This is a genomic window from uncultured Kocuria sp., assembly GCF_947500125.1.
GTDB lineage: Bacteria > Actinomycetota > Actinomycetes > Actinomycetales > Micrococcaceae > Kocuria.
In genome coordinates this window covers 13082-27050 of the sequence record NZ_CANMRA010000003.1, presented here as the reverse complement: position 1 = coordinate 27050, position 13969 = coordinate 13082, and the positions used below count along the sequence as shown (strand labels likewise).

12 protein-coding genes are annotated in these 13969 nt (G+C 72.8%); 9 read left to right on the top strand and 3 right to left on the bottom strand.

Features of this window, described 5'->3' with window-relative positions:
- The first annotated feature begins 125 nt into the window (after nt 1–125).
- From Q0817_RS02645 to Q0817_RS02630, 4 genes are all read left to right on the top strand, one after another.
- Nucleotides 126–1487, top strand: a complete 1362-nt coding sequence (locus Q0817_RS02645) for a hemolysin family protein (RefSeq protein ID WP_298583596.1) — start codon at nt 126–128, stop codon at nt 1485–1487.
- Entirely contained in the window at nt 1484–2566 is a 1083-nt protein-coding gene (locus Q0817_RS02640; RefSeq protein ID WP_298583594.1) for a hemolysin family protein, read from the top strand. Before Q0817_RS02645 ends, Q0817_RS02640 begins: the two co-directional genes overlap by 4 nt.
- 181 nt (nt 2567–2747) lie before the next feature.
- Entirely contained in the window at nt 2748–3746 is a 999-nt protein-coding gene (locus Q0817_RS02635; protein WP_298583592.1) for a metal ABC transporter solute-binding protein, Zn/Mn family, read from the top strand.
- Nucleotides 3747–3784: 38 nt separating this feature from the next.
- Nucleotides 3785–3916 (top strand): hypothetical protein, encoded by a 132-nt coding sequence (locus tag Q0817_RS02630; RefSeq protein ID WP_298583590.1) that lies wholly within the window; start codon nt 3785–3787, stop codon nt 3914–3916.
- Between the two features lie 22 nt (nt 3917–3938).
- Here the strand turns inward: Q0817_RS02630 and Q0817_RS02625 are convergent, their stop codons facing one another.
- Nucleotides 3939–4895 (bottom strand): diacylglycerol kinase family protein, encoded by a 957-nt coding sequence (locus tag Q0817_RS02625; protein WP_298583588.1) that lies wholly within the window; start codon nt 4893–4895, stop codon nt 3939–3941.
- Complete coding sequence (locus tag Q0817_RS02620; protein WP_298583586.1) at nt 4888–5319, bottom strand: Fur family transcriptional regulator; 432 nt, start codon at nt 5317–5319, stop codon at nt 4888–4890. The genes Q0817_RS02625 and Q0817_RS02620 overlap by 8 nt, the downstream gene beginning before the upstream one ends.
- 112 nt (nt 5320–5431) lie before the next feature.
- On the opposite strand from Q0817_RS02620, the gene Q0817_RS02615 reads away from it, so the two are divergent.
- Together Q0817_RS02615 and Q0817_RS02610 are read left to right on the top strand one after the other, a co-directional pair.
- Nucleotides 5432–6094: an MBL fold metallo-hydrolase gene (locus Q0817_RS02615; protein WP_298583584.1), complete on the top strand. Its 663-nt coding sequence runs from the start codon at nt 5432–5434 to the stop codon at nt 6092–6094.
- Between the two features lie 71 nt (nt 6095–6165).
- Nucleotides 6166–6594, top strand: a complete 429-nt coding sequence (locus Q0817_RS02610; RefSeq protein ID WP_298583581.1) for an HIT family protein — start codon at nt 6166–6168, stop codon at nt 6592–6594.
- A gap of 138 nt (nt 6595–6732) precedes the next feature.
- On the opposite strand, the gene hrpA is transcribed toward Q0817_RS02610, so the two are convergent.
- Nucleotides 6733–10773, bottom strand: a complete 4041-nt coding sequence (gene hrpA / locus Q0817_RS02605; RefSeq protein ID WP_298583579.1) for an ATP-dependent RNA helicase HrpA — start codon at nt 10771–10773, stop codon at nt 6733–6735.
- Between the two features lie 174 nt (nt 10774–10947).
- Between hrpA and Q0817_RS02600 the strand changes: the two genes are divergently transcribed.
- From Q0817_RS02600 to Q0817_RS02590, 3 genes are all read left to right on the top strand, one after another.
- Nucleotides 10948–11955, top strand: a complete 1008-nt coding sequence (locus Q0817_RS02600; protein WP_298583577.1) for an ABC transporter substrate-binding protein — start codon at nt 10948–10950, stop codon at nt 11953–11955.
- Nucleotides 11956–12097: 142 nt separating this feature from the next.
- Nucleotides 12098–13036 carry an ABC transporter permease gene (locus tag Q0817_RS02595; RefSeq protein ID WP_298583575.1) on the top strand — a complete coding sequence of 313 codons (939 nt, stop codon included), beginning with the start codon at nt 12098–12100 and terminating at the stop codon, nt 13034–13036.
- Between the two features lie 3 nt (nt 13037–13039).
- Entirely contained in the window at nt 13040–13867 is an 828-nt protein-coding gene (locus Q0817_RS02590; RefSeq protein WP_298583573.1) for an ABC transporter ATP-binding protein, read from the top strand.
- Nucleotides 13868–13969 lie beyond the last annotated feature (102 nt).

Below are 13969 nucleotides of genomic sequence, written 5' to 3'. Positions count from 1 at the left end.
GGCCGCGGCGTCCCCCGCCGCGGCCCCCGAGCCGGCTCACCCACCGTCCCCCGCTCCGCCCCCGGCCGCACGGCGGTCGCCCGCCCGGCCCCCGCCCGGCGCGCCGCCACGGGAGGCCGCTCCTGATGGAATGGCTGCTCCTGGCGGCAGGCCTGCTCCTGATCCTCGGCACGGGCTTCTTCGTGGCCGTGGAGTTCTCCCTCGTGGCCCTCGACCAGACCACGGTCCGCCGGGCGGTCGCCGAGGGCGACCGGGCCGCGGAACCGCTGCTCAAGTGCCTCAAGTCCCTGTCCACGCAGCTCTCCAGCTGCCAGCTGGGGATCACCCTGACCACCCTGCTCACCGGCTACACCCTGGACCTGGCCCTCCAGTCCTTCCTGCGGGAGCCGATCGCCGAGCTCACGGGCCTGTCCGTGGCGGCCGCCGGGGGAGCGACCCTCGCGCTGTCGATGCTCATCTCCACGCTGCTGTCCATGCTGCTGGGCGAGCTCGTGCCGAAGAACTGGGCCATCGCGGAGGCGTTCCGGGTGGGCCGGCTGGTCGCCCGCCCCCAGCTCGTGTTCACGGCGGTGTTCAAGCCGTTCGTCGTCACGCTCAACGGCGTGGCCAACCGCGTCCTGCACCTCTTCGGGATGGAGGCCAAGGAGGAGCTCTCGGGCGCGCGCTCCCCGGAGGAGCTGTCCTCGATGGTCCGCCGCTCCGCGAAGATGGGCACCCTGGACGCCGGCACCGCCGCGTTCGTGGCCAAGACCCTCACGTTCGCGGAGCGCACGGCCGCGGACGTCATGACGCCCCGGATCCGCGTGCAGATGCTCGACTCCCACGAGTCCGTCGCGGACGTCGTGGCCGTGGCCTCCCGCACGGGGCACTCCCGCTTCCCCGTGATGGACGACTCCCCGGACGACGTCCGCGGCGTGGTCCACATCAAGAAGGCCGTGGCCGTGCCGTCGGAGCGCCGCGCCGCCCTGGAGTGCGGGGCGATCATGGAGGACGTGCTGCGCGTGCCCGAGACCGTCCACCTGGACTCGCTGCTCGTGCAGCTGCGCTCCGGCGGGCTCCAGATGGCCGTGGTCGTCGACGAGTGGGGCGGCACCGCCGGTGTCGTCACCCTCGAGGACCTCGTGGAGGAGGTGGTCGGGGAGGTCTCCGACGAGCACGACCGGCTCAGCCTCGGCGCCCTGCAGTCCGCGGCGGGCGAGTGGTACTTCCCCGGTCTGATGCGCCCCGACGAGGTCTCCGAGCAGATCACCGAGCTCGACATCGAGGACGGTCCCGCCTACGAGACGATGGGCGGCTTCATGATGGACCGGCTCGGGCAGATCCCGCAGCCCGGGGACGTGGTCCCCGTCCAGGCCGGCGTGCTCGAGGTCGCCCGGATGGAGGGGCGCCGCGTGGACCGCATCCGCTTCGTCCCCGCACCTGCCGAGCCCGAGGACGCCCCCGCAGGGGCCCCCGAGAGCGGCGCACGAGAGGAGGACGCACGATGAGCGACTGGGCAGGCCTCGCGTGGCTCGTGGTGCTCCTGGCGGGCAACGCCTTCTTCGTGGGCGGCGAGTTCGCCGTCATGTCCGCGCGGCGCAGCCAGATCGAACCGCTGGCCGAGGAGGGCAACAAGCGGGCCCGGACGGCGCTGTACGCGATGGAGCACGTGTCCCTCATGCTGGCCTGCTGCCAGCTGGGCATCACCGTGTGCTCGCTGCTGATCCTCAACATCTCCGAGCCGGCGCTGCACCACATCGTCTCGGGCCCGCTGGTCCACCTGGGCGTGCCGGCCGAGGTCGCCGACGTCAGCGGGTTCCTCACGGCCCTGCTCGTGGTCACCTTCCTGCACGTGGTGTTCGGGGAGATGGTGCCGAAGAACATGTCGGTGTCCGCCGCGGACCGGGCCGTGCTGCTGCTGGCGCCCCCGCTCGTGTTCGTCTCCCGCATGGTCAAGCCGGTGATCGCCTCGCTGAACTGGGCGGCGAACCACGTCCTGAAGCTCATGGGCATCGAGCCGAAGGACGAGGTCTCCTCGACCTTCACCCTGGACGAGCTCCAGTCCATCGTGGCGGAGTCCACGAAGGAGGGCACGGTGGCGGACCAGACGGGCCTGCTGTCCGGCGCGCTCGAGTTCTCGTCCAAGCGCACCGCCGACGTCATGGTGCCCCTGCACCAGCTCGTCACGCTGCCCGAGGACGCCTCCGCGGCGGAGGTCGAGAAGGCAGTGGCCCGCACCGGGTTCTCGCGCTTCGCCCTCACGGAGGACGACGGCGAGCTCAACGGCTACCTGCACATCAAGGACGTCCTGTCGATCCCGGAGAGCCGCTACAACGAACCGGTGCCGGTGACCCGCGTCCGCTCGCTGGCCAACCTGCGTCCCGGCATCGAGATCGACGACGCGCTGGCGGCGATGCAGCGCACGGGCTCGCACCTGGCGCGCGTGATCGACGCCGGCGGGCAGACCCTGGGCGTGCTGTTCCTCGAGGACATCATCGAGGAGCTGGTGGGTGAGATCCGCGACACCACCCAGGACCGGCGGCAGCGCCGCGGGGACCGGGTGGACACCTCCGAACCGCCGCGCTGAGCGGCCGACGACCGCCGACCGGCCCGCCGTGGGGACTCCCGCGGCGGGCCGGCGCGTTGTCGTCACCCCGACGGCTCGGTAACATGGAGCGCTCGATGATAATCATTTGCATCAAAGGCGCCGGCCCCGGCGCGCCGCGGCGGTCCCTCCTGGGTCGCGACCGCGGAGAAACGGATCCAGCATGACCGCACTCCTTGCCCCCGCGCGCCCGCGCGCCGTCCTCCGGGCCACCGCCCTCGCCGGCGCCGCGCTCCTGGGCCTGACCGCGTGCGCGGCCGGCGCCGCCGAGGACGCCGGGAGGGACGACGCCCTGACCGTCGTGACCACCACGACGGTCTACGCCGACGTCGTGCGCGAGGTCGGCGGGGACGCCGTGGTGGTCGAGCCCGTCATCGACTCCACGGCCCAGGACCCCCACTCCTACGAGGCCACGGCCCAGGACCGCCTCGCCGTGGCGGACGCCGACCTCGTGGTGCTCAACGGCGGGGGCTACGACGCCTTCATGGAGGACCTCGCCGCCCAGGGCGACGCCCTCGTGGTCGAGGCCTACGGGACCTCGGGCCTGGCAGGTGCGAGCGCCGAGCCGTCCCCGCACGAGGGGCACGAGCACGAGGGCCACGAGCACGGCGGGAGCAACGAGCACGTCTGGTACGACCTCGACGCCATGGACGACGTCGCCGACGCGGTCGCCGACCGGCTCGCCGGGCTCGACCCGGACGGGGCCTCCGCCTACCGGGACAACGCCGCGGCCTTCGCCGACCGGCTCGCGGCCCTGGAGCAGCAGCTCGCCGAGGTGCCCGCCGACAACGCGGCCTTCGTGGCGACCGAGCCCGTGGCGGTCCACCTGCTCGAGGACGCCGGGCTCCACGACGACACCCCCGCGGAGTTCACCGCGGCCGTCGAGAACGGCACCGACGTCCCCCCGCTCGTGCTGCAGCAGGTCCGGGAGGAGCTGCGGAGCGGCCACGTGCAGCTGCTCGCGGTCGACGCGCAGACCGCCTCGGGCCAGACCGCGCAGCTGCGCGACGACGCCCGGGCCGCCGACGCGGCGTTCGTGGAGTTCACGGAGACCCTGCCCGAGGGCACCTCCTACCTGGAGTGGATGGACGGCAACGTCACCGCGGTCGCGGACGCCCTGGGCGCGCTGCGGCCGACGGCCTCGGGCCCGGCCGCCGAGTGAGCACGGGCCCCCGGCCGGCGGCGCTCGATGGGGACCACGTGCTCCCCCCGGTCCTCGTCCTCGACGACCACGGCGAGACGGTCGCGCTGCACAGCACCTCGATCCGGGCGGGCGCCATGCTCGTCCTGGCGCTGCTCATCGATCCGGCGGCCGAGCCCAGGCGCCGCTGAGCAGGTGCGGCCGGTCCGGGGCTCAGGCCAGGACGCGGACCGCGGCGGGGAGGACGTCCACGCGCACCGGCAAGGGGCCGAGGCGTTCCCCGTCGGCGTAGGCGGTGACGTCCGCGGCGTCCACGGCCACGGAGCGGACCCGCTCGATCCGCACGCTCTCCAGGGCCACGTGCCGGCCCGAGAACAGCCGCGGGAACAGGAAGAGGAAGCGGGCCCGCCCCAGGGGCGCCACGGTGAACAGGTCCAGCAGCCCGTCGTCCTCCCGGGCCCCGGGCACGATCGACAGACCGCCCCCGATCGACGAGGTGTTGGCGACGTTCAGCAGGACCCCCTCCCGGCGCTCCGTGCGGCACCGTCCGCCGGCGTCCTCGATCTCGAGCCGGTAGCGGACGGTGCGCAGCCGCACGATCTCCACCAGGACGGCCAGCAGGTACTTGGTGGATCCGCCCAGGCGCAGCCATCTGTTGGCGCGCTCGTTGACCACGGCGTCGAAGCCGGCGCACAGGGCGGTCGCGAAGCAGCACGTGCGCCCGTCCGGGAAGCGCACCCGGCCCACGTCGAGGCGGCGCGGCTCGGGGTCGTCGAGCCGGCGCAGGATCCGGCCCGCCGCGGCCACCGGGTCCCGCAGCGGGACCCGGTAGTGGCGGGCGAGGTCGTTGCCGGTCCCGCAGGGCACCACGCCCAGCGGGATGTCGACGCCCTGGGCGGCGAGCTCCACGAGCACCCCGAGACCGGCCTGGACCATCCCGTCGCCGCCCACGACCACGAGCGCCCGGGTCGTGAGGGCCCGTTCCCGCAGGTGGTCGCGGACGAGTTCCAGCAGGGCGGTGAGGTCCCCGGCGGAGAGCACCACGGCCTCGTCGCCGCCGGTGCGCAGCAGCTCCGCGGCCCGGTGGGCGTCCGCGAGGGCCCGTCCGCGGCCGGCGCAGGGGTTGACCGCGAGGACGAAGACGCCGCGGGGCGGGCCCGGCTCAGCCATCGGCCCGTCGCGCCCCGCAGGCCGCGCACAGGCCGGTGATCTCGACCGTGTGGTCCACCTCGGTGAAGCCGTGGGCCGCGGCGGTGCGCCCGGCCCACTCCTCGATCGTGGGCGCCTCGAGCTCCACGGCGGCGCCGCAGCGGCGGCACACGAGGTGGTGGTGGTGGTGCTCGGCGGCGCAGCGCCGGTAGATCGCCTCGCCGTCGTCGCTGCGCAGGACGTCCAGCTCCCCGAGCTCGGACATCGACTGCAGGATCCGGTAGGTCGTGGCCAGGGACACGGAGTCGCCGCGCTCGCGCAGCAGGGCGTGCAGGTCCTGCGTGGAGATGAAGTCCTCCAGGGACGCGAGGGCCCGGGCCACGGCACGGCGCTGCCGGGTGTTGCGGACCTCCCCGGCACCGCCCCCGCTGGTTCTCACGCTCACGCCTCGTCCTCTCGTCGCTGGTGCCCGGGCTGGTCACCAGCTTAACAAGGACCGCCCGACACGTCCTCCGCCGCCCTGCGGGCCCGGACGGAGCCGGGGATAGGGTGGGCCCATGGAGCTGATCAAGTACACCCACTCGTGCGTGCGGCTCGAGAAGGAGGGCCGGGTCCTGGTCCTCGACCCGGGCAAGTTCTCCGGGCGGGAGGAGCTCGCGGAGGTCCTCGACGGGGCCGACGTCCTGCTCGTCACGCACGTGCACCCCGACCACCTCGACCCCGAGCCGGTGCACGAGCACCTCAGGGCCCACCCGGAGATCCAGGTGTACGCCCCGGCGCCGGTCGCCGCGGGGCTCCGGGAGGCCCTGGGGGAGGGCCACGCGATCCACGACGCCGAGCCGGAGACCGTGCTGGAGCTCGACGGCTTCACCGTGCGGACCTTCGGCGGCCAGCACGCGCTGATCCACCCCCTCATCCGCACCGTGGACAACATCGGCTACCTGGTCGACGACACGGTCTACCACCCCGGCGACTCGCTGGTGGTCCCGCACGGGCTCACCGCCCCGGTGCTGCTGGCCCCGATCCACGCCCCCTGGAACAAGCTGGCGGAGGTCATCGACTTCGTGGTGGCCGTCCGTCCCGAGCGGGTCTTCCAGATCCACGACGGGCTGCTCTCCGACAACGGCTTCGGGGTGATCGAGGGGCAGCTGAGCGCGTTCGCCGCGAAGTACGGGGTCGAGTACCGCCACCTGGCCACCGGCGAGCGCGTGGCCCTGTAGTCGCCGGTCCGCCGCCCCGCGCGGAGGCCGCGGACCGATCCACCCCGACCCACCACCGAAAGGCAGCACCTGTGAGCACCGTCTTCACGAAGATCATCGAGGGGGAGATCCCCGGCCGCTTCGTCTGGCAGGACGAGCGCTGCGTCGGCTTCCTGTCGATCGACCCGCTCTCGCAGGGCCACACCCTCGTGGTCCCGCGCGAGGAGCACGACCACTGGATCGACCTGCCCGAGGACCTGGCGGCGCACCTGATGGTCGTCTCCCAGCGGATCGGCCGGGCCATCGACGCCGTGTGGCGGCCGGCGCGGGTGGGGCAGATGATCCAGGGCTTCGAGGTCCCGCACACCCACGTGCACGTGTGGCCGGCGAACTCGGTCGAGCAGTTCCAGTTCGCCAACGTGCTCCGCGACCCGGAGCCCGCCTGGATGGACGAGGCCGCCGAGCGGATCCGGGCCGCCCTGCTCGAGGCGGGGCACGGGGCCTCCGTCCCCCAGGGCTGACCAGCACGCCCGGACCGCGGACCGGATGCGCGGGCCCGGTGCACAGACCCGACCCGCGGGCACGGTGCACGGAGCGGGTGCGCAGGACCGGTGCGCGGACGTGCGCACCGGTTCCGGCCTGCGCGGACCGCCGGCCGGTCAGGCCCGGGCGCCCTCGAGGGCGTCCTTGAGGGACCTGCGGATCCGCTTCTCCGAGACGGTGTGGGCGGTCCCCAGCTCCTGGGCGAACAGCGAGACCCGCAGCTCCTCGATCATCCAGGCCACCCGGCGCAGCTCGTCCGGGACCGGCGCGTGCGGCGGCAGGGAGTCCAGCGCGGCGTCGTAGTCGTCCTCGAGCTTCTGCACCGCGAGCATGCCGACCGTGTCCCGCTGCAGGTGCCCGGCGAGCTTCTCGAGCCGCACCTCCATCGCCCGCACGTAGCGGGGCAGGTGCTGGAGCTGGTCGTAGCCGGTGGCGGCGACGAAGCCCGGGTGCACCAGGTGCTCGAGCTGCGCCTTCACGTCGTTGAGCGAGTTGACCGCGGCGAGCGAGGACGACCGCTTCAGCTGCTTGCGGATCCGGGCCGCCCCGGAGAGCACCTGCTCCACGAGCGCGGTGACCTGGAAGACGGTGTCGATGAGCTCCGCCCGCACGTGCTCGTGCAGCCCGTCGAACTCCGCGCGGGTGTAGGGGGGCTCGGGCGGCGTGAGCTTGTCGATCGCCGCGACCGTGCAGTCCGCGATGAGCTCGGCCACCGACCCGTGCGGGTTCTGGGTGAAGACCAGCTTCTCCCGGTTGTTGAGGTGCTCCAGCACGTACCGCTCGGGGGAGGGGATGCGCAGCTGCAGCAGCGTGATCACCCCGCGGCGCTGGGCGGCCCGCTGCTCGGCGGCCGAGGAGAGGATGCGCACGGCCACCGTGGCCTCCCGGCCCGCCGCCCGCTGCGCCGTGCCTCGCGGGCGCTCGGGGACGAGCGCCGGCCAGCCGGTGATCCGCCGGCCCGCCACCGTGGTCTCGACGCTGCGCGGCAGGTCCACCTCCGGCCACGCCGTCAGCCCGGAGCGCTCGAGCGCCGGCGGCGCCGGCTCCGCCGCCGGGGGCCGGGGCGCCGGGGAGCGCGAGCCCTTCCGGGCGGGACCCCCGGGCGGGTTCCCGGAGGGGGTGCCGGGCACGGCGCCGAGGGACTCGGCCAGGGCCGAGCGGATCTCGTCGTGCAGCTCCGACCGGAGCACCTCGAGGTCCTCGCCCTCGCCCAGCACCCGGTTGCGGCGGTCCCGCACCTCGAAGCGCATCCGCAGGTGGGCCGGGACCGCCTCCCAGTTCCAGGACCCCGGCGGGACCACGTGGCCCTTGAGCCGGCGGAGGACCAGCTCCAGGGACGGCTCGAGGGCGTCGACGGCGGGGTCGAAGTCGGCCTCGAGCATCGCCACCGCCTGGCGGGCGACGTCCGGGGCCGGCACGAAGTTGCGGCGCACGGCCTTCGGCAGGGACTTGATGAGCGCCGTGACGAGCTCCGTGCGGAAGCCGGGGATCTGCCACCGGAACTGCTCGGGGTCGACCTGGTGGAGGAACAGGACGGGCACGCGCACGGTCACGCCGTCGGCCTGGTCGGAGCCCGGGGCGAACTCGTAGACGAGGTCGAGCACCAGGTCCCCGTCGCGGGTGCGCCGGACCCACTGGCGCGGGTACAGGGACTCGTCGTAGCCGCCGGCCTCCTCGTCGATCAGGTCCTCGGGATCCAGGTCCAGGAGGTGCTCGTCCTGCTGCCGGGCCTTCTTCCACCACGCGTCGAAGTGCCGTGCGGAGACCACGGACGCCGGGATCCGGGCGTCGTAGAACTCGAACAGGGCCTCGTCATCGACCCTCAAATCCTTGCGGCGCAGCCGGTTCTCGAGCTCCTCGACCTCGGCCAGGCGCTTGCGGTTGCGCGCCCAGAACCGGTGCCGGGTCTGCCAGTCGCCCTCCACGAGGGCATGGCGGATGAACAGCTCCCGCGCCAGGTCGGGATCCACCCGCCAGAAGTTGATCCGGCGCTGCGCCACGACGGGCACACCGTAGAGGGTGACCTTCTCGTAGGCCATCACGGAGCCCTGCGCCCGGGACCAGTGCGGCTCCGAGACGCTGCGCTTGACCAGGTGCGGGGCCAGCTCCTCGGCCCACAGCGGGTCGATCGCCGCGTTGACGCGGGCCCACAGCCGGGAGGTCTCCACGAGTTCCGCGGACATGATCCAGTCCGGGGACTTCTTGAACAGGTTCGAGCCCGGGAACACCGCGAACCGCGAGCCGCGCGCCCCCTGGTACTCGCGCTTGCGCTCGTCCTTGAGCCCGATGTGGCTCAGCAGCCCCGCCAGCAGGGAGACGTGGATCTCCCGCTCCTTCCCGGAGGGGTCCACCTCACGGCCCTTCCCGACCCGGATGCCGACCTGCTGGCCCATCTGGCGCAGCTGGGCGTAGAGGTCCTGCCACTCCCGGATCCGCAGGAAGTTCAGGTGCTCCCGCCGGCACAGCTTCCGGAACCGGGTCGAGGACAGCTCCTCCTGCTGCTCCTGGACGTAGCGCCACAGCAGCAGCCAGCTCGTGAAGTCGGAGTTCTCGTCGAAGAAGCGCCTGTGCAGCTCGTCGGCCTGCTGACGCTGCTCGAGCGGGCGCTCGCGGGGGTCCTGCACGGTCAGCGCGGCGGCGAGGACCATGACCTCCCGCGCGCAGCCCCGCCGGTCCGCCTCCACGATCATCCGGCCCAGCCGCGGGTCCACCGGCAGCTGCGCCAGCTGCCGGCCCACCGGGGTCAGCGGCCCGCCGTCGTCCTCCCGGGGACCACGCGGATCCCGCGGGGACGCGCCCCGGGGTTCCTTGAGGGCGCCGAGCTCCCGGAGCAGGGCCACCCCGTCCTTGACGGCCCGGGACTCCGGCGGCTCCACGAACGGGAAGCGCTCGATGTCCCCGGGCTCCTTGACGACCCCCACCGAGGTCATCTGCAGGATCACGGCCGCCAGGGACGTGCGCAGGATCTCGGGATCGGTGAACTCCGGGCGGGAGAGGTAGTCCTCCTCCGAGTAGAGCCGGATGCAGATGCCGTCCGAGACGCGCCCGCAGCGCCCCGCGCGCTGGTTCGCCGAGGCCTGGGAGATGCGCTCGATCGGGAGGCGCTGCACCTTGGTCCGCGCCGAGTAGCGCGAGATGCGGGCCGTGCCCGGGTCGATCACGTACTTGATGCCCGGGACGGTCAGGGACGTCTCGGCCACGTTGGTGGCCAGCACGATCCGGCGGCGGCCCGACGGTGCGAACACCCGGTGCTGCTCCGCCATGGACAGCCGGCCGAACAGGGGCAGGATCTCGGCGTCGGCCAGGCCCCGGACCCGTTTCAGGGTGGCCTGCAGCGCCTCCTGGGCGTCGCGGATCTCCCGCTCCCCGGCGAAGAAGATGAGGATGTCCCCGGGCGGCTCGGAGGAGAGCTCCTCGACGGCGTCGCACACGGCGTCGATCGGGTCCCGGTCCTCGTCCTCCAGCCCGTCGCCGGCGTCCTCGGCGTCCTGGCCGCCGTCCCCCGAGCGCGGCTGGGACAGGGGGCGCCAGCGGACCTCCACCGGGTACGTGCGGCCCGAGACCTCGATGACCGGCGCGGGCTCCTGCTCGGCGCCCTCGGCCGCCTCCGGCGCGAAGTGCCGGGCGAAGCGCTCGGGGTCGATCGTGGCCGACGTGATGACGACCTTGAGGTCCGGGCGCCGGGACAGGATCCGCCGGAGGTAGCCGAGCAGGAAGTCGATGTTCAGGGAGCGCTCGTGGGCCTCGTCGATGATGATCGCCGAGTACTTCTGCAGCAGGCGGTCGTGCTGGATCTCGGCCAGCAGGATGCCGTCGGTCATCAGCTTGACCCGCGAGTCGGCGCCCACCTCGGAGGTGAAGCGCACCTGGTAGCCGACCGTGCCGCCGACCTTCTCGCCCAGCTCCGAGGCGATGCGCTCGGCGACGGAGCGCGCGGCGATCCGCCGCGGCTGGGTGTGCCCGATCAGGCCGCGCTCGCCCAGGCCGAGCTCCAGGCACATCTTGGGGATCTGGGTCGTCTTGCCGGATCCGGTCTCGCCGGCGATCACGACCACCTGGTGAGCGGAGATCGCGTCCATGATGTCCGCGCGGCGCGCGGAGACCGGGAGGTCCTCGGGGTAGACGATGGCGGGGGGGCTGCTCAGGGATGCTGACATGACCTCCCGATCCTACCGGGGACACGGGCCGCGGAGGGTCCGGCCCCGGTGGACGATCGGGCACCTCCGACACGCCGTCGGCGCCGTTCTGTCACCACTTGTGAGCTGCCTCTCATTTTGTGAACGAACGGAAGGTAATATCGCTGACACCACTCGTTCCCGAAAGGACCCACCATGAAGCGACTGTTCCCGATGACGGCGGCCCTCGCCTCCACCGCCCTGCTGCTCACGGCCTGCGGCGGCTCCGACACCCAGACCGCCGGCGGCGGAGGAGGCAGCGGCGAGGCCGTCGAAGAGGCCACCGTCGGGATCAGCCAGTTCGTGGAGCACCCCTCCCTCGACGCCGCGCGGGAGGGCTTCGTCGCCGCGCTCGAGGAGGGCGGCTACACGGAGGGGGAGAACCTCACCCTCGACGTCCAGAACGCCTCCGGCGACCAGGGCACCTCCACCAGCATCGCGTCCAACATGGCGTCCTCGGACGCCGACCTCGTCCTGGCCGTCGCGACGCCGTCCGCCCAGGGCCTGGCCCAGGCGGTCACCGACCGCCCGGTGCTCTTCACGGCCGTCACCGACCCGGTCGAGGCCGGGCTCGTCGACTCGCTCGAGAGCCCCGGCGGCAACATCACCGGGACCACCGACATGAACCCGGTCGCCGAGCAGATCGCGCTGATCAAGCAGCTCGACCCCGAGGCGCAGTCCGTGGGCATCATCTACAGCTCGGGCGAGACGAACTCCCAGGTCCAGGTGGAGCTCGCGAAGAAGGCCGCCGAGGAGGAGGGGCTGGAGGTCGTCGAGAAGGCCGTGACCAACACCTCCGAGGTGGCCCAGGCCGCCGAGTCCTTCGACACGGACGCCATCTACGTGCCCACCGACAACAAGGTGGTCTCCGGCCTCGAGGCCGTGATCGCCGCCGCCGAGTCCAAGCAGATCCCCCTGATCGCGGGCGAGGGCGACTCCGTGGAGCGCGGGGCCCTCATCACCCAGGGCCTGGACTACGAGCAGCTCGGCCGCCAGACCGGCGAGATGGCGGTGCGCATCCTCGCCGAGGGCGCCGACCCCGCCTCCATGCCCGTGGAGTCCCAGGAGGACACGCAGCTCATCATCAACCTCAGGGCCGCCGAGCGGATGGGCGTGGAGGTCCCCCAGGAGCTGCAGGACTCCGCCGACCAGGTCATCGAGTAGTCCCGGGCGGGCCGGGCCGGCGACCGGAGACCCCGGACGCCGGCCCGCCCGGCCCCTCGGCACCCCACCCCGACGGGGGGCGCGCCCGCCCGATCGGCGGACGGACCCCGTCCCACCACCAATCAGAACGGATCCAGCAGAAGTGATAGCCGGTATCGAACTCGGACTGCTCTACGCGGTCATGGCGCTGGGCGTCTACCTCACGTTCCGGGTGCTCGACTTCCCCGACCTCACGGTCGACCAGTCCTTCACCACGGGCGCCGCCACCACGGCGATGATCATCCTCGGCGGCGGCAGCCCCTGGCTCGCCACCGCCGCCGGCTTCGTGACCGGTGCGCTCGCCGGGCTCATCACGGGCCTGCTCCACACCAAGGCCCACATCAACGGGCTGCTCGCGGGCATCCTCACCATGACCGCGCTCTACTCCATCAACCTGCGGGTCATGGACGGGCGGGCGAACCTCTCCCTGCTGCGGGAGGACACGATCTTCACCCCGCTCGCCGAGCTGGGCGTGCAGGGGACGTGGATCGGCATCGCCCTGTTCCTGCTCGGCGTGGCCGTGGTCAAGGTCCTCCTCGACTGGTTCCTCTACACGGACGCCGGCCTCGCGATGCAGGCCACCGGCGACAACCCGGAGATGATCCGCTCCTTCGGCGTGAACACGGACCACCAGAAGATGCTGGGCCTGTGCCTGTCCAACGGGCTCGTGGGCCTCGCCGGGTCCCTCGTGGCCCAGTACCAGGGCTTCGCCGACATCGGCATGGGCATCGGCCTGATCGTCGTCGGGCTCGCCTCCGTGATCCTCGGCCAGGGGCTCTTCGGCTCCCGCACGGTCGTGCTGGCCACCCTGGCCGTCGTCCTCGGCTCGGTCGTCTACCGGCTGGTCATCACCGTGGCCCTGCAGGCGGGCCTGAACCCGTCCGACATGAAGCTGATCTCCGCGGTCCTCGTGGTGGCCGCGCTCGTGGTGCCGCAGCTGCAGTTCTTCAAGCGCCGCCGGGAACGGCACCAGGCGAGCGAGGCGGCACGTCTCGTCGACGACCTCACCGACACCCCCGCGACCACGAAGGCAGGTGCCTGAGCCGTGCTCACCATCGACAACGTCCACAAGACGTTCTTCGCCGGGACCGTCAACGAGCGGCGCGCCCTGGCCGGCGTCTCGCTGACCCTGCAGGAGGGCGACTTCCTGACCGTCATCGGGTCCAACGGCGCCGGCAAGTCGACGATCCTCAACGCCATCTCCGGGTCCCTGATCCCGGACACGGGCACCGTGCGGGTCGACGACACCGACGTCACCCGGCTGCCCGAGCACAAGCGCGCCCGGTACCTGTCCCGGGTGTTCCAGGACCCCATGAAGGGCTCCTCGCCGACCATGACGGTCGAGCAGAACATGGCGATCGCGCTCCAGCGGGGGAAGTCCCGGGGCCTCGCCCCGGGCCTCACGAACACCCGCCGCCAGCTCTTCCGCGACAAGCTGGCGAGCCTCGAACTGGGCCTGGAGAACCGGCTGGGCGCCAAGGTGGGCCTGCTGTCCGGCGGCCAGCGCCAGGCCCTGTCCCTGCTCATGGCGACGTTCTCGGAGCCGCGCATCCTGCTGCTCGACGAGCACACGGCGGCCCTCGACCCGCAGCGCGCGGACCTCGTCTCGCGGCTCACCGCGGACATCGTGGCCGAGCAGAACCTCACCACGGTCATGGTCACGCACAACATGGACCAGGCCCTGCGCCTGGGCAACCGGCTCATCATGATGCACGAGGGCCGGATCCTCTTCGAGCTCGACGCCGACCAGAAGCGGTCGATGACCGTGCCCGGCCTGCTCGAGCAGTTCCGCCGGCTGCAGCCGGGGGCGCGGCAGGAGGCGTTCGACGACGCTACGCTGTTCGAGAGCGTCAAGACCGAGGACGGTTCCTGACCGGCCGCCGCAGCCCGACGACGGTCCCCGACCGGCACGGACGGCGACGGGGCGGGCCGGTTTCGGCCCGCCCCGTCCCGCACGTCCGGGCCGTCCGCCCGG